The organism is Psychrobacillus sp. L3, from assembly GCF_042945595.1.
Lineage (GTDB): Bacteria > Bacillota > Bacilli > Bacillales_A > Planococcaceae > Psychrobacillus.
Genome location: NZ_CP168493.1, coordinates 3,645,025 through 3,668,791, shown reverse-complemented (window position 1 = coordinate 3,668,791; position 23,767 = coordinate 3,645,025). Strand labels below are relative to the sequence as shown.

Below are 23,767 nucleotides of genomic sequence, written 5' to 3'. Positions count from 1 at the left end.
GTCCATTTAGAAGGAGGAACTGAATTTGTCTCACACTGAAGAAGTTTTTGACGTAACTATTATCGGAGGAGGTCCAGTAGGTTTATTCACTGCTTTTTATGCTGGTCTTCGAAATATGTCTTGCAAAGTTATCGAAAGCCTCCCGCAACTTGGAGGACAATTATCGGCATTATATCCAGAAAAGTATATTTACGATGTTGCAGGTTTCCCAAAAATAACAGCACAACAACTTGTCGATAGATTAAAAGAACAAATGACCCAATTTGAACAAACAGTTTGTTTAAATGAAGCGGTGGAAGTGATAGAAAAAAAGCCAAACAGTATTTTTAAACTCACTACGAATAAAGAATCCCATTTTACTAAAACAATCATTATTACTGCTGGAAATGGTGCATTCCAACCGAAGAAGCTAGATCTTGCAAATGCTGCTAGTTTCGAAGAAAGCAATTTGCATTATTTTATCAATGATTTACAGCAATTTGCTGGGAAAAAAGTGCAGCTATTTGGTGGTGGAGATTCTGCAGTGGATTGGGCTCTTATGTTGGAATCGGTTGCGGAAAAAGTAACGTTGGCACATCGCCGTGATAAATTCCGCGCTCATGAACATACAGTGGAAATGTTGATGGCTTCTACTGTCGATGTACTGACTCCATTCGTTCCCACGGAATTTATGGGAGAAGAAAAAATTACGCATGTCGTGTTAAACGAAGTAAAAGGTACAGAAACAAAGGTCATTGCAGTGGACGATGTTATTGTCAATTATGGTTTCGTATCTTCTCTTGGTCCAATCAAAAATTGGGGATTTAATTTGGAGAAAAACAGCATTGTCGTCAATTCAAAAATGGAAACGAATATTCCGGGAATATATGCTGCCGGTGATATTTGCACATATGAAGGAAAAGTAAAGTTGATCGCAAGTGGATTTGGCGAAGCACCAACAGCGATTAGTAATGCAAAGGTATATATTGATCCATCATCAAAAGTACAGCCGATTCACAGCACAAGTGTTATGGATAAACTTGAGAAAGAAACTGAAAAAGTCTACTAAAAAGAAGAAAGGAAGTATATTATGCCTAAGTTTACAATTGTTGATCAGGAAACTTGCATTGCATGTGGAGCTTGTGGGGCGAGTGCACCCGAGATCTTTGATTATGATGATGAAGGACTTGCATATGTAATTCTGGATAATAATTTAGGGACTGCTGAAATACCGGAAGATTTACATGACGATTTGGAAGATGCGCTTGAAGGATGCCCAACAGAATCTATTAAAATGGCAAACGAGCCAATAATAAAGGAAGCGGTATAAAGTAATTTCTTTTAAATTATCAGAATTAACTTGCAACTTATATAACGTCATAATATAATGACGTTATGAAAATGTTATACTACGTAACAACGACGCATAACTTAAATAAAGGGGGGATTACATATGTCGAGTGTACACAATTTTTCGGAAGAAGCACATATGGCTCATTTCATGCAGCGTATTGAAGCTGGCGACAAGATTGAAGCCGATGACTGGATGCCGGAAGAATACAGGATCACATTAATTAAATTGATTTCCATGCACGGGATAAGTGAAATAATGGGAGCGCTACCTGAGAAGGAATGGGTGCCTAAAGCTCCTTCCCTTTCTCGAAAGCTTGGCATTATGGCAAAGGTGCAGGATGAAATGGGTCACGGTCAGTTACTTCTACGCGTAACGGAAGACTTACTTTTACCGTATGGAAAAAATCGTGGGGATTTAATGCAGGATCTATTCAAAGGTGATTTAAAATTCCATAATGTTTTCCATATGGAAACAAAAACATGGGCGGATGCAGGAATCATAGGTTGGCTCGTTGATGGAGCGGCTATTATTACACAAACCAATATGCTTGGTGCTTCATACGGACCATACGCGAGAGCGCTACAGCGCATATGTGCAGAAGAAGTGTTTCATGCACAGCATGGCGAATCGATCATCATGGCGCTTGCAGAAGGAACAGATGAGCAAAAAGCGATGATTCAAGAATCTCTGAATCGTTGGTGGGAAGCCCTTCTCATGTTTTTTGGACCTGCAAGCAAAGAAACGACAGGTTCTTCGAAACAAGACTTAACGATTAAATATAAAATTCGAACGAAAACAAACGAAGACTTCAGGCAAATCTTTTTTGACAAATACATTCCACGTATTTTATCACTTGGATTGACAATTCCGGATTCCACTCTCCATTTCGACGAAGAAAGTAAACTATGGTCGTATAAACAACCGGATTGGAATGAATTCAAGAAAATTATTAAAAACGGAGGACCACGTTCACAAGCACGCCTGAACTTACGCCGATCTTCGTACGAAAATAATGCATGGGTTCGCGATGCACTAAGCGTGGCGGTCAATTAGAGGGAGGAGTCAGGATAAATGGCGGAAGAAAAAACATTTTATCAAGAATATGAAGTTTTTAGCAAGCGAACGCCAAGCTCTGCATTCCAGCATCAATTTAGCTTACTAGCTCCAAATGAAGATATGGCGTTTATTTTGGCACAGGAAAATTTCATGCGCCGTGAACCGGTTGCGGACATTTGGATTGTGAATCGGAAGAATATCCGAAAGATGGATGTAGAAGAAAAACAAACGCTTGGCAGGCTGGACAATAAAGATTATCGGACGACAAAAGGCTACGGCTATTTAAAGAAAAAATGGCGTCAATACGAGCAGCAAATTCTTGATGAAAAAGAGATTCTGTCATGGGGAGGAGAACGTAAATGAGCGAAAATGATTCTGTCATGAGCACAGAGTATAAAGGAGCAATAACAAGCTTATTATTCCAACTGGCCGATGATGATTTTTTGTATGCCTACCGAGGATCTGAATGGCTCGGCCTTGCTCCACATATTGAGGAAGACGTTGCTTCATCGTCCATTAGCCAAGACAGTATGGGTCATGCAGCCATGTATTATAAACTCCTAGAAGATTTAGGAGTGGGAAATGCCGATGACCTTGCTCATTTGCGCCCGGCAGATGAAAGAAGAAACAGCATTTTGACAGAACGAGTGAACGGTGAAGGCTATTATATGGAAACACCCCAGTATGATTGGGCCTTTCAAGTTGTAAGAAGCTACTTTTACACGCAGGCGAAAAAAGTGAAAATCGATTCCTTGTGTGAAAGCTCATTCAAGCAAGTTGCAGAAACCGCCGTAAAAGTAAAAATGGAACTTTATTATCATAAATTACACTGGGAAACTTGGTTTAAACAATTATTAAGCTCTACAGATGTAGCAAAAAAGAAAATGAACAATGCAATAGAACTCGTTATGGGTGATTTTGGAGATGTATTTTCTTATGGAAACCAAAAACAAGTAATAGAAACTAGTAGATTAATAGCTAGTGAAGAAATGTTGAAAGAAAAATGGAGAGTAAGTATTGAACCAGCGTTCAGAGCTCTTCAAATGGAAGTGCCGACAATTCCGGATAGACCTACCAAAAATGGACGGAACGGCGAACATACGAAAGATTTGGATGAAGCATTACTTACACTTTCTGAAGTTTACAAACTTGACTCACTAGCAGTCTGGTAATCCGAAAATGGAAAGAGGTGAGCAGAATGACTGCATCAGTAGAACTTTCTGTCGGTCGCGTATTGGAAGTACTTAAAAGTGTAAATGATCCTGAAATTGACTCTATCAGCATAATTGAACTTGGTATGGTGGGGGAAGTCACTACGGAAGGAAATAACGTAAAGGTAGTTCTACTTCCGACTTTTTTGGGATGTCCCGCACTCGAAATTATCAAATTGAATACGATGAATGCGATAAAAAAGCTTCCAGAAGTGGATGAAGTTGAAGTAGAGTTCGTCTTTCATCCACCTTGGACATCAGACCGCATAACGGAGCAAGGGCATGTGAATCTACGGAAGTTTGGAATTTCTCCGCCACCTCGTCATTTGGAGGAAGACGGCTCATGGCATGTGGATTGCGCATATTGCGGTTCAACTTATGTAACGATGGAAAATATTTTTGGACCGACAGCTTGTAGAAGTATTTTGTACTGTAAAAGCTGTAAAAACGTTTTTGAAGCAATGAAACCTGTTTCTACATTAATGTAAAGTGAGGAGAATATAAATGGCTAAATTGATCGCATTGTATAAACACCCTGAAAACAAAGAGGCTTTTGACGAACATTATTTCAACGTGCATGCACCCCTTACAGCGAAAATTCCTGGACTTCGAGAGATGAAAGTGACCAAAGTGACAGGATCTCCAATGGGGGGAGAAGGAAAATACTATCTTACTTGTGAAATGCATTACGATAGTTTGGATGCACTGCAAGAAGGGTTACGTTCACCTGAAGGAAGAGCATCTGGCAAGGACTTGATGGGATTTGCAGGAGATCTTGTCACATTAATGATTGGTGAAGAAGCGTAATGAACCGTTTCGAATTCATTGAAACTTCCTTAACGGGAAATGTGGCAGTTATTGAACTGAACCGCCCTCGTCAGTTAAATTCATTGAATCGAAAAATGGTCAGTGAAATTATCACGGCGTTGGAAGGTTTCGACCAGGATGAAAACGCTCGTGTCATGGTACTTACTGGAAAAGGACGTACTTTTTCAGCAGGAGCAGATATTGATGAAATGATGGATGATAATCCAATTAGCCTGGAACTACTAAATCAATTTGCTGATTGGGATCGTTTTGCACTTATTAAAAAACCAATTATTGGTGCAGTAAAAGGATTCGTTTTCGGCGGTGGATTTGAGCTTGCGCTTTGTTGTGATCTATTAATCGCTGCTAACGGTACGGAGTTTTCATTTCCAGAGGTAGGACTTGGCGTCATGCCTGGTGCAGGAGGTACGCAACGGCTTACGAAACTTGTTGGCCGTACGAAAGCGCTGGAATGGCTTTGGACTGGAGAGCGTATCTCTGCGGAAACGGCTCTTAAACACGGGGTTATCAATAAAATCGTTGCACCTGAACTAGTAATAGAAGAGACGATGAAATTCGCAGAGCGTCTAGCGAAACAGCCGCCTCTTTCGTTGCGCCTCATTAAAGATTCGGTTAACAAAGCTGTGGATTATTCTTTATATGAAGGAATGCAATATGAACGAAAAAATTTCTACCTACTCTTCGGTACAGAAGACCAAAAAGAAGGCATGAATGCATTTGTAGAAAAAAGAAAACCGAATTATCAAGGGAAGTAAGGAGGTTGTTGCATGTTTGAAACGATTCGTTATGACGTTAAAGACGGTATTGCATGGCTTTATTTAAATAGACCGGACAAATTGAATGCATTTATTGCACAAATGAATCGGGAAGTTAAAGACGCGATCAAAGCCGCTACTTTTGATGAACAAGTTCGATGTATTGTCATTACAGGTGAAGGACGGGCATTTTGTTCTGGTCAGGATTTAGCAGAGGTTGACGAGCATATGGATCATGGTCAAGTACTAAGAGACCACTACGGACCGATGATTAAGCAAATGAGACAATGTGAAAAACCAATTGTCGCTGCGGTAAATGGAGTAGCAGCTGGAGCGGGATTCAGCCTAGCGCTTGCTTGTGACTTTCGACTTGTTTCGGAACGTGCCAGTTTTTTGAATGCTTTCATCCATGTTGGCCTCATTCCCGATTCGGGTAATTTATATTATTTAACTCAGTTAGTTGGACAGTCTAAAGCTGCGGAACTATCCATTTTGGGAGACAAAGTGCTGGCTGCTGAGGCAGTTGCAATGGGTCTAGCGAACAGACTAATTCCAATGGAAACTTGGGAAGAAGACGTTTCCGCATTTGCAGCAAGACTTTCCGCTTTGCCAACACAAGCAATTGGATTAATCAAACGTTCGTTGAAAGCGGTTACGGAACTTTCTTTTGAAGATTATCTGGAGCAAGAAGCGCAAGGGCAACGAATTGCTGGTTTAACAAATGATCACCGTGAAGGTGTCCATGCATTTATGGAAAAAAGAAAACCTGTTTTTTCAGGACAATAAGGAGAGCTGAACATATGACAACAATTCGAGATAATGACGTCGAGAAAGAAGCCATGAAACGTGACTTTTACCATTTGATTATTAACGGCGAAAAAGTAAAAAGTAGTACAGGCGAAACGATTAAAACATACAATCCGGCGACAGGTGAACTTGTAGCAGAAGTTGCAAAAGCATCAAAAGAAGATGCTGAAAAAGCAGTTGCAGCAGCACGTGATGCTTTTGATAATGGTAAGTGGAAAAAGTCTACAATTGGTCGCCGTGCGCAGGTACTAAACAAAATTGCAGCAATAATGCGCGCTCGTTTCAATGAACTCGTTGAATTGGAAATTCTTGATACTGGTAAGTCTCTTCAAGCAGCACAAGGTCAAGTTTCACAGGCAATTGAAGATTTTGAGTTTTATGCTGGTGCAATTGTTGGTCACCGCGGAACAGTGAACAATGTCCCGGGACAATTCCACAACTACACGGAGAAGGAGCCTGTTGGTGTTTGTGCGCAAATCATACCTTGGAATTACCCACTCATGATGGCAGCTTGGAAAGTGGCACCTGCTATTGCAGTAGGCTGTTCGGTAATTGTGAAGCCGGCATCGCTTACTCCACTAACTGCTATCATCCTTGGAGAAATTTGCCTTGAAGCGGGAGTTCCTGCTGGAGTGGTAAACGTTCTTCCAGGTTCAGGATCTGAAATCGGGAACTTTTTAGTGGAACATCCACAAGTTGATAAAGTAGCCTTCACTGGCTCGACACCTATCGGTAAAGACATCATGGGCAAAGCATCTCAAACCTTAAAACGGGTCACACTTGAGCTTGGTGGAAAATCACCGAATATCGTATTTGAAGATGCGGATATGGAAGCTGCAGTAGATGGTTCTTTATTTGGCATTTTCTATAACTCAGGTCAATCATGTGAAGCACGTTCTCGTTTATATGTGCACGAAGACATTTACGATGATTTCATGATCAAGTTTGTTGAAAAAACGAAAAAACTACAGCTAGGAAACCCATTTGATAAAGGAACACATGTGGGGGCAATTATCGATCAAGGTCAACTAGATACAATCGATGGCTATGTCCAATCTGCCCGAAAGGAAGGGGCAGAAATTCTTGTTGGTGGTAATGTTGCGAAGCCAGAAGGGTATGAAAATGGATTCTGGTATGAGCCGACGATTATTGCAAACGTAAATCACGATATGACGGTTGTAAAAGAAGAGATTTTCGGTCCGGTTGTAGTTGTGATGAAATTTAAAGATGAAAAAGAGGCTATTCGACTCGCAAACGATACTGAGTTTGGGTTAGGTTCAGCAATTTGGTCCAAAGACGGTGCACGTGCCACACGCGTTGCAAATCAGATCCAAGCAGGGATTGTCATGGTAAACTGTCCATTCTCAGCATTCCCGGGGACACCATTTGGTGGCTATAAGCAATCTGGGTTCGGCCGCGAGCTGTGTATTGAAACGCTTGATCTTTATTCAGAAACGAAAAGTATTTTATCATACTATGGCAGTCGTCCACTAAATCCGTTCGGACTGTAAATAGAAAAGCGGAAGCGCCTATGTCTGCCCCGACAGGCAAATGGGGAAAGTGTAGGTCTGCAAAGTTCGCCACATCCTGTGGCAAAGCAGACATGACCCGCATCGTGCGGGCCAAGGAGGCAGCTCCCCAGCCACCACAAACGCACTTGTTTGCGACGAGCTTGCGCAGGAGCAGCTTTTTCACATTTGACCCCGAGGGGCAAGGCGCTGGAGTCTGGACAGATACTACGGAGAAAAGTTTATGCTTTGTTATGTAAAAATAGAGTAGGATTACGGACAGGGATCTTTCAAACCCCTGTCCGTATTCTTTCATTATCAAAGGAGGATAACGATGATTAACCATATTGTAATCATAGGTTCAGGTGTGATGGGAAGAGGAATCGCTTATGTTGGAGCGGTTGGTGGGTATGTAGTGACACTTGTCGACAATAATGATTCCGCATTACAAAATGCGAAGCAAGAAATAGATAATATTTTTGAAAAAGGTATAAAGCTTGGGAAAATTTCATTTGACCAAGCCGACCAGGCACGTGGGAATTTAACTTATGAAATCGACCTGAAAAAAGCGTCTAGTATTGCTGACTTAATCATTGAAGCTGTTCCAGAAAAGACGGAAATTAAAAAACATGTGTTTGAAACGATAGAAGAATATGCTCCGAGTCATTGTTATTTTGCTACAAATACTTCAACGATGAGCCCAACGGAAATTGCTTCTTTTGGTAAACGCCCAGAAAAAACAATTGCGATGCACTTTTTTAATCCTGTACATAAAATGCCTCTTGTCGAAATTGTTCGAGGGTTGGAAACAAGCGATGAAACAGTAGAAACAATTAGAGAAGTAGCGGTAAAGATGGGTAAAGAAACAGTCGTCATCAATGAATTTCCGGGGTTCGTAACGAGTCGGATTAGTGCACTTGTTGGCAATGAAGCATTTTACATGCTCCAAGAAGGACTGGGCACACCAGAAGAAATTGATAAAGCAATCAAGCTAGGATTGAATTACCCAATGGGTCCATTCGAACTCGTCGATCTCGTTGGACTAGATACGCGGTTGAATAACTTGAACTATTTACACGAAAAGCTTGGGGAGAAATATCGCCCAGCGCCTCTCCTAGAGCAATATGTCAAAGCGGGGCGACTTGGACGAAAGACCGGCAAAGGTGTATACGACTATACAACAAAGGAAGAGTTGGTTAAGAAATGAGAGAAGTAGTCATAGTGGATGCTGTCCGCACGCCAATCGGAAAATACAATGGTGCATTAAAAGATGTGCGACCGGATGATTTGGGCGCTATCGTTATTAAAGCACTTGTTGAACGGAATCCGAATCTACCCCCAGAACAAATTGAAGAAGTTGTTTTCGGAAATGCCAATCAAGCTGGTGAAGATAATCGCAACGTTGCGCGCATGTCTGGATTGTTAGCTGGCCTGCCAGTCGAAGTTGCAGGCACAACTATTAACCGTCTATGTGGGTCGGGGCTTGACGCAATCATGTACGCAGCAAGAGCAATTGCAGTCGGTGAAGGGGATATTTACATCGCAGGTGGCACAGAAAGCATGACTCGTGCTCCACTTGTCATGGCAAAGCCAGATAAAGAATTTCCACGAGGCAATATGGAACTGCAAGATACAACAATAGGCTGGCGTTTTACAAATAAAAAATTGAAAGAAATGTATGGTGTAGATACGATGCCGCAAACAGCCGAAAACGTTGCACAGAGGTATCATATAACCCGGCAAGATCAGGACTTATTTGCGTTCGAAAGTCAGCGATGTGCAAAAAAAGCAATGGAAGAAAACCGATTTGCTGAAGAAATCGTTCCAGTTGTCTATAAAGACCGAAAAGGAAATGAAATCATTGTAGATCGTGATGAACATCCGAGGGCCGATACAACGCTTGAGAAGCTTGGAAAGCTAAAACCATTATTTGAAGGTGGAACCGTCACGGCAGGCAACGCTTCGGGTGTCAATGACGGTGCGGCTGCTTTATTACTAATGAGTGCCGAAAAAGCGAAAGAACTGAATTTGAAGCCTTTAGCAAAATATGTGACAGGAGCAACAGCTGGACTTGAACCTTCTGTTATGGGGCTTGGACCAATATTTGCTTCCAGAAAAGCTTTGGATCGTGCAGGACTAACGACTAATGATCTAGGACTCGTTGAATTGAATGAAGCCTTTGCTTCCCAATCACTAGAGTGCATACGCCAGTTAGATTTAGATTCTGATAAAGTAAACGTCAATGGCGGAGCAATTGCATTCGGACACCCTTTAGGTGCGAGTGGTGCTCGCATTGTAACGACACTTTTGTATGAAATGAAGAAAAAAGATGTTCAATTCGGATTGGCAACGATGTGTATCGGAGTGGGTCAAGGAATTGCAACGATTTTTGAACGTATACCGGAATAAATAGGTGAATAAGGCTGTCCTTCATGCGTCAATGCTCTTTTGAAAAAAAGGAAGAGCGAAAGCGAGAGTGGGGCAGTCTTTTAATCGAAAAGGAGACGAAACAATGACAACTATTTTACTAAAAAAAGAAAACAATATTGCGTATGTCACTATTAGTCGTAAAGAAGCATTGAACTGTTTTAATTATGAAACATTGCATGAGCTACAAAAAGTGGTAGATACGATTTCACTTGATGCAGAAGTAAGAGTAGTCATTTTTACTGGTGCAGGCGACAAATCATTTAGTGCGGGTGCTGATTTAAAAGAGAGAAAAACATTGAAGGAAGCAGAAGTTCGTAGAAATGTGAAAGCGATTCGAGATGTGTTCAACAGCATTGCAAATCTCGCGCAGCCGACGATTGCCGCAGTAAATGGATATGCATTCGGTGGTGGTTTTGAATTGATGATTGCATGTGATTTTTCCATTGCAGCTGAAGGAGTGAAGATGGGTCTAACGGAAACGAGCTGGGCTATCATCCCAGGCGCGGGTGGGACGCAAAGACTTCCTAGGCTAGTTGGGGAAATGAAGGCGAAAGAGCTAATCTTCACTGCAAGGAAATTTACAGCAGAAGAAGGAGTACAACTTGGGGTCGTTTTGAAAACTGCGAAGAAAGAAAACCTTCTTGCTGTTTGTGAACAACTGGCCTATGAAATGATGGGAAATGGTCCAGTAGCGATTAAGCAAGCAAAATATGCCATTACGCAAGGGATGAACACCGACTTGCAAACTGGGCTCGCAATCGAATCCAAGGCATATGAACTAACGATCCCAACCGAGGATCGAATGGAAGCACTACATGCATTCAGTGAGAAAAGAAAACCAATCTTCTTAGGGAAGTAATTAGTTAATTGTATTTAGCAGAGGCTTATTTGATTTCTTATAACAAAATAATGAAAGACGGAAAGAAGCGTGATATATTGTTAAATAGGGAAAAAGAAAGAGTGATTCTATATGTCAAATACGCAATCAATGATATTTACAATATACGGAGATTATATCCGCCATTACGGCAATAAAATATGGATTGGAAGCTTGATCCGATTATTGAAGGAATTTGGCCACAATGAACAGTCGGTTCGAGTAGCCGTGTCCAGAATGATGAAACAAGGGTGGCTCGAATCTGAGAAGAAAGGAAATAAGAGCTATTACTTTCTAACTTCACGTGGAGAAGTACGGATGGAAGAAGCGGCGATACGGATTTTTAAATTGATGCCAAACGATTGGGACGGAAAATGGCGTATGCTAATGTATACAATTCCAGAAGAAAAAAGACAAATCCGTGATGAACTACGTAAAGAGCTTTTATGGAGTGGATTTGGGAGCTTTTCCAATGGTTGCTGGATTTCGCCGAACAATCTTGAAAAAGAAGTACAATTTCTTATTAAAAAGTATGACATACAAACTTATGTAGATTTCTTCGTATCCGAATACAAAGGACCGCAAGCAAACAGAGAACTTGTTGAAAAGAGTTGGCCTCTTCAAGAAATCGATGGAAAATATAAAGAATTTATTTCAACCTATAGTGAACAATATATCGTTCATCAAAGCATGATGAACGATGGCCGAATGACAGATGCAGAGTGTTTTGTAGAACGGACAAACCTCGTCCATGAATACCGTAAATTTCTCTTTACAGATCCTGGGCTACCGAAAGAACTACTACCAGAAATATGGAGTGGGAACCATGCTGCTCTTTTATTCGAACAATATTATAAATTGTTGGCACAGTCCGCAAGTAAATTTTTCGAGGAAGTGTTCCAAGAAGACAATGATATGCGTCGTAAAGACAAAGGATATGATGCAGATGATCATCCACTTCTTATGGATTAACATTTTTCGCCGTGCTTAATAAGAAGTTGACGAAAAAAAATTTCTTAGTCACTTGCAAAGTAGCTTGAAACGTTGATATAAAAATATTTCAAGAGGGAGTATATAAATTGGGTTACTAGAAATCCGGTAATCGTGGTGTTTTGTAAAACTTACTATTTGAACGTCATTTATTGAGGGTAGCTTATTTATAGCTTCATTCCACACGCTACTTTTTCAGTGCCTTCCAATTAGTCCCGAGTCTAGTGCAATAAGCCTTGCATTAGGGTAAATTGGTCTCTAAGTTCCATAAAGTGTTAATAAATGCAACTGGTTATGCAACTCTTGAATTCTAAAGACCGTTTTGTAATTAGTCTTGGCACTAAAAAGAGATAGATAGCATCCATTGATAAAGAAGCGCTGAGCGGACGAAATTGTATCTTCGTCCGCTTTTAAATGAATAGGAAAGCATCTTATCTCTCATTAACCAAACCAAAAGAATCATGTCTTTACATATTCAAAGAAGGCGACGGACAAACACTCGCAACAAAATTACCGAAAAAATGGAACGTGAAGTGACGCAGTCACTTCACGTTCCATAGACCTAACGGTAATAGTGTAGCCAATGTTTCGTCCAAAGCAATCAGGTAATAGTAAAGACAAGATGCTTTTGATAGTAGAAAGTGTTTATTCTTTTGTTTGCATTTATTATTTGAATTCTCTGTCTTGAAAAATTTCTCTATAGTCATATCCTTTTTGGACATAAGTATCAATGGATAATTGGATCATCTCCAAATCCTTCTCATTTAATTCCCTGACTACTTTTCCTGGCGAACCCACGACTAGTGAGCGAGGAGGAATTTTCTTTCCAGGTGATATTAACGTGTTGGCGCCGATAATGCACTCTTCCCCAATTTCGGCATGATCCAAAATGGTAGAACCCATCCCAATAATGGAGCGTTTCCCTACCTTACAGCCATGTAGGATGACATTATGTCCAACAGTAACCTCATCTTCTACTACAACTGGAGCATCTTCATATAAATGAATGGTCGAATTATCCTGGATGCTACATCTTTTTCCAATTGAAATCAATCCTTCGTCTCCTCGCAGCACCGCATTAAACCAAATAGTAGACTCTTCTCCAACTTGCACTTCTCCAATAACTTTTGCACCCGGTGCGACAAAAACAGTCGGATCTAACTTAGGTTTATTTCCTTTATACGTAATAATCATTTATTTTACCCCCACTTTAAAGTTATCGGAATTGTTATTCTATTGTTTTTAATATAACATATTTAAGTAGAGGTGGATGAAAAATGATATATATTTGTGAAAAGCTAAAAATTACTTATCCAATTATTCAAGGTGGAATGGGCAACATTAGCAATGCGCAGCTCACTGCAGCTGTATCAGAAGCTGGGGGTCTTGGCACAATAGGGTGTGGAACTATGGCGCCAAAGGAAGTAGAGAATATAATACTTGAAACGAAAAAGCTGACAAATAAGAACTTCGCTATTAACATTGCAATTAGTGTTTCGCCTTATGTGAACGAGTTGCTAAAGCTTATTATCAAGCATAACATTCCGATTGTATCATTATCAGCGGGAAATCCGGTGCCATATATACCATTACTGCATGAAAATGGTGTAACAGTTATAGCGCTTGTAGCTTCTGTAAAGCATGCACAAAAAGCTGAAGAAGCTGGGGCAGATATACTTGTGGCGGAAGGATTTGAAGCGGCGGGGATTAACTCAAACTTAGAGTTAACTACATTTACCCTCATACCGCAAATTGTAAAGCATGTAAAAATTCCTGTAGTTGCAGCAGGGGGAATAGGCGACGGTAAAGGATTGGCGGCAGCCCTTATGCTAGGTGCAAGTGGTGTGCAAATTGGTACTCGTCTAATTGCAACAAAGGAAGCACCTTTTCACCATGTGTACAAGCAAAACCTAGTGGAAGCAAGTGATACAGAGACGATGATTATCGGGAGAAGCGTTGGCCGCTTAAGAAGAATTTTAAAGACACCATATGCGATAAAGTTAGATGAGTTGGATAAAGCAGGAATGACAATGGAGCAATATAGTGAAATGACATCGGAAAAACAACATATCAAAGGTGCGATTGAAGGGGATATGGAAAATGGTTTCATTAATAGCGGTCAAATCGCAGGTCTTATTGAGGACATTCCAACAGTAAAAGAATTAATCGATGAAATGATGAAAGAAGCGGAAAATCGAATGACAAGATCTACGGAGGAATTAAAAAGTTTACTAGCAAAATAGTAAACCATCCGCTATATGATTACTGAAAATAAAGGATCGAGGAGTGATGCATTCACTTCACGATCTTTTTGCGTTCTCACAGATAATAGTGTAGTCCAATGTTTCGTCCATGCTCTCCGGAAATAGTGAAGACCAAATCTACTTAAAGTACGCTTTTTATATATATTTTGGAATAAACTAATTCGAAATACATAGATTTTTCTGAATATTATATTGACTATCGTATTACGGATTGATACTATTACGTTATAATAGTGTTATGTGAGATGTACATGTCGCTAAGTGTGTAAGCGTTTGCATAATTTTGTGGAATGGTGGATGGAATTGTAGAAACACCATTCTGTTTTATCTACGATCAACCATATATTAAACAGAGGTGAAATGATGAAGCGGGGAATGGAATTAGGTAGAGAAGAAACGATAGAAATAATTGTAACAGAGGATATGTTTGCTTCATTTGAAGGGGAAGTTGTTCATCCTGTCTATTCAACGGTGGCAATGACATATCATATGGAATGGGTTTCTAGGAAAATCATTCTTCCTTTTTTGGAAGACGATGAAGAGGGAATGGGAGTTTCAGTTAAGTTAAACCATTTAGCACCTTCCACACTCGGTTCAACAGTTACGCTGACAGCAACTTTAGTGGAACTAGATGACAATGTCGTAATCACAAAAGTCACTGCATCCAGTAATTTAGGGGTAATTGGTAAAGGTGAAGTAAAACAAGTAATTTTACCAAAAGATATGATTGCTGAAAAACTGAAAAGTGCTTCATCACTTCATTAAGAAAAAAGAAGTTAATTAATATATGAAGTAATTGCTAAGGGGGCTTAATAGATGATAATGGCAGATAAATTATCAATGACAAAAGAATTTGATCTTTTCGATAAAATGGCTAAACATGAACAGGTGGTTTTTTGTAATGATCCTTCCACGGGCTTACGAGCAATAATTGCAATTCATAACACAACACTTGGACCAGCACTAGGTGGTTGTCGCATGCAACCTTATAACAGCGTAGAAGAAGCGCTTGAGGATGCACTTCGTCTTTCAAAAGGAATGACCTATAAATGTGCAGCCGCGGACGTTGATTTTGGGGGAGGTAAAGCGGTTATTATCGGTGATCCTAAAACAGATAAATCACCAGAGTTATTCCGTGCGTTCGGTCAATTTGTAAACTCACTTGGTGGACGTTTTTATACAGGGACGGATATGGGAACGACAATGGATGATTTCATTCACGCGATGAAAGAAACGAACTTTGTCAATGGGCTCCCTGTGGAATATGGAGGTGGTGGGGATTCATCTATACCTACTGCAGCGGGTGTTTTGTATGGTATAAAAGCGACCAATCAGTTGCTATATGGAAGTGACGAATTAGGGAGACATTCTTATGCTATTCAAGGCCTAGGGAAGGTTGGATTCAAAGTTGCTACTGGATTACTGGAGGCAGGTGCCCACATTTACGTAACGGATATTAACGAAGAAAGTCTGCGGGCAATTGAGGAAGTAGCAGTAAAAACACCTGGTAAAGTACAAATTGTTGCAAATGATGACATTTATTCGCAAGAAGCGGACATTTTCGTTCCATGTGCATTTGGTGGGATTATTAACGACACTACAATTCCTATGTTTAAAGTTAAAGCAATTGTAGGATCGGCAAATAATCAGTTATTAAATGATAGACATGGTAAATTGTTGCAAGATAAAGGAATATTATATGCCCCTGACTATATCGTCAATTCTGGAGGACTCATTCAAGTGGCAGATGAATTGTATGGCATTAATCATGAACGAGTTCTTGCCAAGACAAAACATATATATGATGCGATTCTGGAAGTGTATAAGGATGCTGCAAGTAGTGGGAAAACAACAGAGGAATCGGCGAATGCTATGTGTGAGAAAAGAATAGCGAATCGAGGAAAACGGAATAGCTTTTATTCTGCACCGAAGAAACCAAAATGGTCGTTTAACAAACTATCTTGATTGGAGGCAGTTAAATGGAACATAACTATCCTATAAAAAGAATAATAGATGATATGGGCTTTCTTGTGGATGCTGACTTTGAAAAACAGATAGATGAGCAATTGGTTAAAGATCTGTACTATCACATGTTACGAGTTCGTGCTTTTGATAGAAAAGCGATTAACTTGCAACGACAAGGTCGTCTAGGAACTTATGCGCCTTTTGAAGGGCAGGAAGCTGCTCAAATAGGTAGCGCACTCGCATTAAATGAAGACGATTGGGTTTTCCCAACTTATCGTGATCATGGTGCGACGATAACGTTTGGAAAAAGTATGGTTCAAACGTTTTTGTACTGGAATGGAAGAGTGGAAGGTTGTGTAGTTCCGCCAGATCTAAATATTTTCCCGCCAGCTGTTCCAATTGCGACTCAAATCCCTCATGCCGTTGGAGCTGCCTGGGCTGAAAAGAGAAGAGGGACAAAAAATGCAGCAATAGCCTATTTTGGCGATGGTGCTACTTCGGAAGGTGATTTCCATGAAGGTTTGAATTTTGCAAGTGTGTTCAAAGTGCCAGTTGTCTTTTTTAATCAAAATAATGGGTATGCGATATCCGTTCCGACTGAAAAACAGATGAATTCCGAAACGATAGCACAAAAATCAGTTGCATATAGCATGCCTGGTTTGAGAATCGATGGTAATGACTGTTTTGCAGTTTATTTTGAAACGAAAAAAGCATTTAACTATGCACGTGCTGGAAATGGACCAACATTAATAGAAGCGGTTACTTGGCGAAAAGGTGCACACACAACTGCTGATGATCCTTCTAAATATAGGTCTGAAAAACAAGGGGAAGATTTTGCTGATCCTCTTGCAAGATTAGAGTTATTTATGAAAAATTACGGCTACTGGGATGATGAGTGGGTTCAAGCTACTAAAGAAAAAACGAATAGTGAAGTCGAAGCGGCTGTAGAAGAAATGGAAAAGTTTCCGCCGCCGAATGTAGAGGACGTTTTCAATCACGTATACGCTGAAATGCCAGCTCAACTCGCTGAACAAAAAGAGGCGTACCTATCACATTTAGGGAGGCAGTAATGAATGGCACAATTGAAAGAGTCGGATCAAAAAACAGAAACGACTAAACAACTGACATTAATTCAAGCGATTAATGAGGCTATGCGTTTGATGCTAGAAGAGGATGAGCGAACAATCATACTCGGTGAAGATATTGGTAAAAACGGAGGGGTGTTCCGTGCAACTGAGGGACTTCAGGAAGAGTTTGGTGAAGAACGGGTAGTCGATACACCGCTTTCAGAAGCTGGGATTATCGGTACGTCAATTGGACTTGCGGTTAATGGTTTTAGACCAGTGGCAGAAATCCAATTTCTCGGTTTTATCTATCCTGCATACGAACAAATAATGACACATGTCTCGCGTATTCGAATGCGAACAATGTCCCGTTTTACTGTGCCAATGGTTATCCGAGCACCATACGGAGCAGGAATTCGTGCGCCAGAAATACATTCCGACAGTACAGAAATCTTATTCACACATATGCCTGGCATCAAGGTTGTCTGTCCATCTAATCCATACGATGCAAAGGGGTTATTGATTGCAGCGATGGAAGACCCTGATCCAGTGCTAGTTTTGGAGCCAATGAAAAGCTATCGTGCAAAAAGAGAAGAAGTACCTGTAGGGAAATATAAGGTGGAAATTGGTAAAGGAAAAATAGTGCGGGAAGGTACTGATGTAACCATTATTGCTTGGGGAGCTATGATTTCAATCGCAGAAAAAGCAGCAGAACAGGCAGAGAAAAAAGGAATTAGTTGTGAAATTATCGATCTACGAACATTGTATCCAATTGATCGTGACATTATAGCGGAGTCCGTGCAAAAGACGACGAGAGCGGTCATCATTCAGGAAGCGCATAATACAGGTGGCCTTGGCAACGATATCGTATCGATTATTAATGATACAGCTTTCCTCTACCTCCGAGCTCCAATTGTACGTATTACGGGATTTGATGTACCAGTTCCATTCTTTGCATTAGAAGAACATTATCTACCAACACCGGCACGCGTCGTTGAAGGAATAGAAAAAGTGGTTCATTTTTGAGGAGGAAATGGAATGCTAGAAGTAAAGCTACATGATATCGGGGAAGGAATGATGGAAGGAGAAGTGATCCATTACTTAGTCAAAGTTGGAGATTCGGTAAGCACGGATCAGCCACTTGTCGAAGTACAAACAGATAAAATGGTCGCTGAACTCACATCGCCTTGCTCAGGCATCGTGAAAAAAATTCCTATTGAAGTTGGTGAAACTGTTCAGGTAGGAACAAGTTTACTCTACATTGAAGTAGATGGGGGTATTCAGCTAAAAGAAAAATTATCAATAGAAACGAAACAAGTTTCGGAGAAAAAGGCAAATCCTACACTTGAAAAAGCACCTCTTAATACTTTTAAACGAGTACTTGCTGCACCATATACACGAAAAATCGCACGCGACAACAATATAAGTCTGGAAGACGTCCATGCTGCGGATCCTTCAGGAAGAGTATCCGAAGAAGATGTTTTGCGGTTCTTAAAAGGACTGCAAGCTGACAAGGAATTAGTTGAAGATGTAAAGCAGACAGTTGTTGTTCAAGAGGCTCCTGATGAGATTCCTTTTAGAGGCATTCGTAAAAAGATTGCCGAAAAGATGACGAAATCACTCTTTACAATCCCGCATGTCACTCATTTTGATGAAGTCAATATGACAAAACTGTTTGAAATGAAAGAGCAATTGAAGGCATCTGGTGAATCAGTTAGCATATCCGCATTTCTTCTTAAAGCACTTGTTATTTCATTGAAAGACTTTCCAATATTCAATGCGGAACTAGATGAAGAGAATAGTAGGATACTACTTAAGAAAAACTATCATATTGGTATCGCAACAAACACGGATAGTGGGTTAATCGTTCCTGTTATCCATGATGTGGATAAGAAATCGATTAAAGAGATTAATAATGAGGCCAAAGATTTAACTAAAAGAGCTATCGATGGAAAATTACAACCGTTTGAAATGCAAAATAGCACGTTTACAGTGAGTAATGTTGGACCACTAGGAAGTACGGGTGCAACTCCAATTATTAATTATCCTGAAACGGCTCTTATTGCCTTTCACAAAACGAAAAAACAACCTATCGTCAATGAACGTGATGAGATTGTTATCGGTCATATCATGACACTTTCCATGGCGTTTGACCACCGTGTTGCGGATGGTGCGACGGCCGTAAAATTTACGAATCGATTTGCAAGCCTAATTGAACAACCCCACAAACTGATGATGGAGATGATATAAAATGGTTGTTGGGGAAATTAGTCAAGAACGAAATCTTATAATCATTGGAGGAGGGCCAGGTGGCTACAGTGCTGCTATAAGGGCAGCACAGCTGGGGCTCTCTGTAACACTAATTGAACAGGCTGAAATGGGCGGTGTTTGTCTGAATGAGGGATGCATTCCTTCTAAAGTTTATACACATGCTGCAGCTAAACGTTCAGAAACTGCTCATTTGCAAGAACTAGGTATTGAAAGTTCGGGTACCTTATTCGACATCAAAAAGCTAAGTACCTATAAAACTAAAGTCATCGACCAACTTAGGTCAGGCGTAGAAAGTTTATGTAAGGTAAACAAGATTGAGATAATACGAGGGAAAGCTACATTCCTCGCCGTAGACAAAATTGGTGTAGAAAAAGGACATCAATTCGATATTTTTGAATTCCAACAAGTAATTATTGCAACAGGTAGTTCCCCAATTCTACCAGCTACTATAAAAGAAAAAGGGAAAAGAATTTTATTGCCACATGAACTATTTAAAATAGAAGATATACCACAGCATCTTATAGTAAGGGGTCAAGATTATATTGCACTTGAAGCTGCTTCTAGTTTTGCAGCATTAGGAGCACAAGTGAGTGTAGTGATAGATGACAAAGAAGGATTTCCCTTCGATGAATCTATTAATAAAGAATTAAATCGTTTATTTAAAAAGCGTAAAATTAACGTGCATAAAGAAATGGAATACCTTTCAATAAATGAGACGGAAGATCAGATTTCAATAACGTTTTTGACAGATAAACAGGTAGAAGAGACGATCAGTGGATCTCATTTATACGTTTCTGGAACAAGGAAACCCAATTTGGATTCTCTTGGAATAAGTCGTTTCGGAATTGAACAAACAGATGAAGGCTTCATAAAGATAGATGGAAATATGCAATCATCAATTCCTACTATCTATGCAATTGGTGATGTAACGGAAGGCCCAATGCTTGCAGTTAAGGCAATCAAGCAAGGAAAAGCTGTAGTGGCATCCATTGTTGGAGAAAAAACGGAAGTTGACCTTACATTTATGCCTGCTGTTGCGCATACAATTCCACCAATCGTTTCCGTGGGACTTACCGAACAAAGTGCACGAGATATGGCATTGCCTATTCGTGTCAGTCAATTTGCACTTGGTGGTAATGGGTATGCAACAATTACTGGTAAAAAGGATGGATTTATTAAAGTTATTTCCGATTCAACTACTGAAATCATTCAAGGCATTCATATGATTGGAGAAGGGGCAGTTGAAATCTCAGGTTCCTTTGTACAATTGCTAGAAATGGCCGCGAAAGAAGAAGATATAAAATTCCCTAACTATGCACATCCAGGATTCAACGAAGGTCTACTGGAAGTGGTAGAAGGGCTAATCGGACAAGCAATTCATACTGCACCGGTTAAAAAGAAAAGTTTGTAAAATAGTTGATTAATGAATAAGTCATACGTACGTTTGTATCTAAAATAGACGGAATATTAAAATTTATTTTTTAATTTGGATTCACATAAATACAAAATAAAACAACGTTAAGAGGGGGAAATGAAATGAAGAACAGTTGGAAAAAAATGATGGCTGTTATTTTTAGTACTACATTAATACTTGCTGCATGTGGTGATGGAGGAGAAAAGGCAGGATCCTCAAAGAAATATAAAATTGGTGTCACTCAAATTGTAGAACACCCATCTCTTAATGCTGCTTACGATGGTTTTAAAAAGGCTTTAGAAGATGCAGGCATTGATGCAGAATATGATCCACAAATCGCTCAAGGGGATAATAGTGCTAATACAACAATAGCGACGAATCTTGTCAGTGCAAAGGTGGATCTAATATTTGCAAACTCTACTCCTAGTGCTCAAGCGGCTGCCAGTGCTACATCAGATATTCCAATCGTTTTCACATCCGTGACAGATGCAGTTGGAGCAGAACTCGTTAAATCAATGGAAAGTCCAGGAGGTAATGTAACAGGTACCATTGATGCTCATCCAGATGCTATTTCCGATACAATGAAGTTCCTAAAAGAACAATTGGGAGCAAAAAAGGTTGGAATGGTATTTAACTCAGGAGAACAAAACTCTCGTGCTCAAGTAGATGCAGTAAAAGAAATGTTAAAAGGTATGGATATGACGGTTGTGGAAGCGTCAGTTGCTACATCAGCAGATGTGAAACAAGCAGCTGAATCATTAATTGGTAAAGTAGATTCTATGTACATCATTACAGATAATACGGTTGTTTCCGCGCTTGAATCCGTAATTTCAGTCGCAAATGACAATAAGATCCCCGTGATGGTAGCTGAGTTTGACTCTGTTAAACGTGGTGGTTTAGCTGCATACGGCTTTGAATATTACGATATAGGTTACGAAGCAGGACAAATGGCTGTCAAAATCTTAAAAGGTGAAAGTAAGCCAGCAGACTTACCTGTTCAAGTTCCACAAAATTTAAAACTGGTTATGAATAAAAAAGCGGCTTCTATTTTAGGGATCGACATTAAAGATGAATGGAAAGCTGAGCTTGTTGAATAAATAGGAGGTGATTCTACATGTTTGCAGCAGTATTTGGCTCTGTGGAGCAAGGGATCATCTATGCAATTATGGCACTTGGAGTGTATATTTCATTCCGAGTGCTAGATTTTCCAGACTTAACAGTGGACGGTAGTTTTGTAACAGGAGCTGGGGTTGCTGCCACGATGATTATCTCTGGATATAACCCAGTGGTAGCTACATTAGTGGCTATAGTTATCGGTTTTCTTGCAGGATGTGTAACCGGGCTCCTACATACAAAAGGAAAAATCAATGCGCTACTATCCGGAATATTAATGATGATTGCCTTGTATTCCATCAATTTACGCATAATGGGATTGACGTCTCCAAACTCCATTGGTCGTCCGAATATACCTTTATTAAATGCTGAAACAATATTTAGTAAGTTCCAATCATTTTGGGGTTCTTTAGGCATCGATACTGCCATTAATAATTTTTTAAGTAATCTAGGACTTCAGTACTTACCAAAAACCTGGGGTACAGTGTTCATCATGATCATTATTGTTTTAATCATTAAACTTATCGTCGATTGGTTTTTGAAAACCGAAGTAGGCCTTGCGATAAGAGCTACCGGAGATAATAAGAAAATGATCCGCAGTTTATCTGCTAACACAGACACACTCATAATTGTTGGTTTGGGTTTTTCTAATGCACTTGTAGCCTTCTCTGGAGCATTGATTGCTCAGTATGCAAAATTTGCTGATATCGGAATGGGTATTGGAATGATTATTATTGGACTCGCTTCCGTTATTATTGGTGAGGCGATTTTTGGAACGAAAACAATTCTGCGAACAACATTTGCTGTAATAGCAGGGGCGATAATTTATCGAATCGTGCTTGGACTTGCGCTTCGAGTAGATTTTCTCGATACGGGAGATATGAAACTAATTACGGCTGTTATTGTAATTGGTGCATTGATTTTACCTCAATTCTTCGAAAAGAAACGAGAAAAAAGTAGAAAAGCAAAACGCCATGCGGAGAGATTAGTAGAGCAAAAGCATTTGCTAATGAAGGAGGAGACTGCCGTTGCTAAAGCTCAGTCAGGTCAATAAGTTATTTAATGAAGCAACTCCTGATGAAAAAATTGCTTTGGATCAAATTAATCTCCAGTTAAATCCTGGAGATTTCATGACTGTGATTGGAAGCAACGGTGCTGGAAAATCGACTATGTTAAATATGATTTCCGGCGCTCTTTCCCCTGATTTTGGTGTGATTGAAATTGCAAATAAAGACGTTACAAAAGTTCCAGAATATAAGCGTTCACAAATGATTGGAAGAGTATTTCAAGATCCAATGGCAGGGACAGCCCCTACGATGACGATTGAGGAAAACTTGGCAATGGCTTATTCGAGAAATAAAAAACGTATGCTAAAAAAGGGTGTGGACAAGAAACGGCGTGAATTATTCCGAGCATCCCTTGAAACCCTTCATTTAAATCTTGAAAATCGATTGAATGCTAAAGTAGGAATGCTTTCTGGTGGAGAGAGGCAAGCTCTATCTCTATTGATGGCTACTTTTACACAACCATCAATTTTGCTTTTGGATGAACATACAGCAGCACTAGATCCTTCCCGAGCAGAATTAATTACGAATTTAACAAAGAAGCTTGTTGAAAAAGATCAGCTTACCACTCTAATGATCACGCATAATATGCAACAAGCGCTAGATTTAGGGAACAGGCTTATTATGATGGATAAAGGTCAAATCATTTTAGAAATAGAAGCGGAAGAAAAGAAAAAGTTAACTATTCCTAAGCTAATGGATGAATTCCAACGTATTCGTGGCGAGAAATTAACGAGTGATAAAGCATTGTTATCGTTATAACTCGCACTTCATATTTCTTGGGAAATATTATTGTTAGCTTTGGAGAATATCCTAA

Annotated in this window: 25 protein-coding genes; 24 read left to right on the top strand and 1 reads right to left on the bottom strand. The window is 39.9% G+C overall.

Annotated features, from left to right (window positions below; all coding sequences use genetic code 11):
• The first annotated feature begins 19 nt into the window (after positions 1–19).
• The 14 genes from ACEPXD_RS18355 to paaX all read left to right on the top strand — a co-directional run bounded on the left by ACEPXD_RS18355 (position 20) and on the right by paaX (position 11,777).
• Positions 20–1,048: an NAD(P)/FAD-dependent oxidoreductase gene (locus tag ACEPXD_RS18355; protein WP_391123364.1), complete on the top strand. Its 1,029-nt coding sequence runs from the start codon at positions 20–22 to the stop codon at positions 1,046–1,048.
• A 21-nt stretch (positions 1,049–1,069) separates the two neighbouring features.
• Complete coding sequence (locus ACEPXD_RS18350) at positions 1,070–1,309, top strand: ferredoxin (RefSeq protein ID WP_391118299.1); 240 nt, start codon at positions 1,070–1,072, stop codon at positions 1,307–1,309.
• A gap of 123 nt (positions 1,310–1,432) precedes the next feature.
• The gene (paaA, locus tag ACEPXD_RS18345; protein ID WP_391118298.1) at positions 1,433–2,386 is read left to right on the top strand and encodes a 1,2-phenylacetyl-CoA epoxidase subunit PaaA; all 954 of its coding nucleotides are present in this window, start codon (positions 1,433–1,435) and stop codon (positions 2,384–2,386) included.
• Positions 2,387–2,404: 18 nt separating this feature from the next.
• Entirely contained in the window at positions 2,405–2,752 is a 348-nt protein-coding gene (gene paaB, locus ACEPXD_RS18340; RefSeq protein ID WP_391118297.1) for a 1,2-phenylacetyl-CoA epoxidase subunit PaaB, read from the top strand.
• Positions 2,749–3,561: a 1,2-phenylacetyl-CoA epoxidase subunit PaaC gene (gene paaC, locus ACEPXD_RS18335; RefSeq protein ID WP_391118296.1), complete on the top strand. Its 813-nt coding sequence runs from the start codon at positions 2,749–2,751 to the stop codon at positions 3,559–3,561. The genes paaB and paaC overlap by 4 nt, the downstream gene beginning before the upstream one ends.
• A 26-nt stretch (positions 3,562–3,587) precedes the next feature.
• Complete coding sequence (gene paaD / locus ACEPXD_RS18330; RefSeq protein ID WP_391118294.1) at positions 3,588–4,088, top strand: 1,2-phenylacetyl-CoA epoxidase subunit PaaD; 501 nt, start codon at positions 3,588–3,590, stop codon at positions 4,086–4,088.
• Between the two features lie 16 nt (positions 4,089–4,104).
• Complete coding sequence (locus ACEPXD_RS18325) at positions 4,105–4,407, top strand: EthD family reductase (protein WP_391118292.1); 303 nt, start codon at positions 4,105–4,107, stop codon at positions 4,405–4,407.
• Entirely contained in the window at positions 4,407–5,183 is a 777-nt protein-coding gene (locus tag ACEPXD_RS18320; RefSeq protein ID WP_391118290.1) for an enoyl-CoA hydratase/isomerase family protein, read from the top strand. The genes ACEPXD_RS18325 and ACEPXD_RS18320 overlap by 1 nt, the downstream gene beginning before the upstream one ends.
• A 12-nt stretch (positions 5,184–5,195) precedes the next feature.
• Complete coding sequence (locus ACEPXD_RS18315) at positions 5,196–5,969, top strand: enoyl-CoA hydratase-related protein (protein ID WP_391118288.1); 774 nt, start codon at positions 5,196–5,198, stop codon at positions 5,967–5,969.
• A 14-nt stretch (positions 5,970–5,983) separates the two neighbouring features.
• The gene (locus ACEPXD_RS18310) at positions 5,984–7,501 is read left to right on the top strand and encodes an aldehyde dehydrogenase family protein (protein ID WP_391118286.1); all 1,518 of its coding nucleotides are present in this window, start codon (positions 5,984–5,986) and stop codon (positions 7,499–7,501) included.
• A gap of 331 nt (positions 7,502–7,832) precedes the next feature.
• Positions 7,833–8,705: a 3-hydroxyacyl-CoA dehydrogenase gene (locus ACEPXD_RS18305; protein WP_391118284.1), complete on the top strand. Its 873-nt coding sequence runs from the start codon at positions 7,833–7,835 to the stop codon at positions 8,703–8,705.
• Positions 8,702–9,907 carry an acetyl-CoA C-acyltransferase gene (locus ACEPXD_RS18300; RefSeq protein WP_391118282.1) on the top strand — a complete coding sequence of 402 codons (1,206 nt, stop codon included), beginning with the start codon at positions 8,702–8,704 and terminating at the stop codon, positions 9,905–9,907. The genes ACEPXD_RS18305 and ACEPXD_RS18300 overlap by 4 nt, the downstream gene beginning before the upstream one ends.
• 103 nt (positions 9,908–10,010) lie before the next feature.
• The gene (locus ACEPXD_RS18295; RefSeq protein ID WP_391118280.1) at positions 10,011–10,787 is read left to right on the top strand and encodes an enoyl-CoA hydratase-related protein; all 777 of its coding nucleotides are present in this window, start codon (positions 10,011–10,013) and stop codon (positions 10,785–10,787) included.
• Positions 10,788–10,898: 111 nt separating this feature from the next.
• Positions 10,899–11,777, top strand: coding sequence for a phenylacetic acid degradation operon negative regulatory protein PaaX (gene paaX / locus ACEPXD_RS18290; protein WP_391118278.1), 879 nt, complete (start codon positions 10,899–10,901; stop codon positions 11,775–11,777).
• A 684-nt stretch (positions 11,778–12,461) separates the two neighbouring features.
• Here the strand turns inward: paaX and ACEPXD_RS18285 are convergent.
• Positions 12,462–12,989, bottom strand: coding sequence for a gamma carbonic anhydrase family protein (locus ACEPXD_RS18285; RefSeq protein ID WP_391118276.1), 528 nt, complete (start codon positions 12,987–12,989; stop codon positions 12,462–12,464).
• Between the two features lie 83 nt (positions 12,990–13,072).
• Between ACEPXD_RS18285 and ACEPXD_RS18280 the strand changes: the two genes are divergently transcribed.
• The 10 genes from ACEPXD_RS18280 (at position 13,073) to ACEPXD_RS18235 (ending at position 23,712) form a co-directional block, all read left to right on the top strand.
• The gene (locus ACEPXD_RS18280) at positions 13,073–14,038 is read left to right on the top strand and encodes an NAD(P)H-dependent flavin oxidoreductase (protein WP_391118274.1); all 966 of its coding nucleotides are present in this window, start codon (positions 13,073–13,075) and stop codon (positions 14,036–14,038) included.
• 384 nt (positions 14,039–14,422) lie between these two features.
• Positions 14,423–14,824 carry a thioesterase family protein gene (locus ACEPXD_RS18275; protein WP_391123361.1) on the top strand — a complete coding sequence of 134 codons (402 nt, stop codon included), beginning with the start codon at positions 14,423–14,425 and terminating at the stop codon, positions 14,822–14,824.
• Positions 14,825–14,875: 51 nt separating this feature from the next.
• A complete protein-coding gene (locus ACEPXD_RS18270; protein WP_391118272.1) occupies positions 14,876–16,024 on the top strand; it encodes a Leu/Phe/Val dehydrogenase in 1,149 nt (382 codons plus the stop codon).
• 14 nt (positions 16,025–16,038) lie between these two features.
• A complete protein-coding gene (pdhA, locus tag ACEPXD_RS18265; protein ID WP_391118270.1) occupies positions 16,039–17,094 on the top strand; it encodes a pyruvate dehydrogenase (acetyl-transferring) E1 component subunit alpha in 1,056 nt (351 codons plus the stop codon).
• A 3-nt stretch (positions 17,095–17,097) separates the two neighbouring features.
• A complete protein-coding gene (locus tag ACEPXD_RS18260) occupies positions 17,098–18,114 on the top strand; it encodes an alpha-ketoacid dehydrogenase subunit beta (RefSeq protein ID WP_391118268.1) in 1,017 nt (338 codons plus the stop codon).
• Positions 18,115–18,126: 12 nt separating this feature from the next.
• The gene (locus ACEPXD_RS18255) at positions 18,127–19,338 is read left to right on the top strand and encodes a dihydrolipoamide acetyltransferase family protein (protein ID WP_391118266.1); all 1,212 of its coding nucleotides are present in this window, start codon (positions 18,127–18,129) and stop codon (positions 19,336–19,338) included.
• A 1-nt stretch (position 19,339) separates the two neighbouring features.
• The gene (locus ACEPXD_RS18250; RefSeq protein WP_391118264.1) at positions 19,340–20,770 is read left to right on the top strand and encodes a dihydrolipoyl dehydrogenase family protein; all 1,431 of its coding nucleotides are present in this window, start codon (positions 19,340–19,342) and stop codon (positions 20,768–20,770) included.
• Between the two features lie 125 nt (positions 20,771–20,895).
• Positions 20,896–21,870, top strand: a complete 975-nt coding sequence (locus ACEPXD_RS18245) for an ABC transporter substrate-binding protein (protein ID WP_391118262.1) — start codon at positions 20,896–20,898, stop codon at positions 21,868–21,870.
• A gap of 17 nt (positions 21,871–21,887) precedes the next feature.
• Positions 21,888–22,940 carry an ABC transporter permease gene (locus tag ACEPXD_RS18240; protein ID WP_391118260.1) on the top strand — a complete coding sequence of 351 codons (1,053 nt, stop codon included), beginning with the start codon at positions 21,888–21,890 and terminating at the stop codon, positions 22,938–22,940.
• Positions 22,915–23,712 carry an ABC transporter ATP-binding protein gene (locus ACEPXD_RS18235; RefSeq protein WP_391118258.1) on the top strand — a complete coding sequence of 266 codons (798 nt, stop codon included), beginning with the start codon at positions 22,915–22,917 and terminating at the stop codon, positions 23,710–23,712. Before ACEPXD_RS18240 ends, ACEPXD_RS18235 begins: the two co-directional genes overlap by 26 nt.
• The last annotated feature ends 55 nt before the right edge of the window (positions 23,713–23,767 follow it).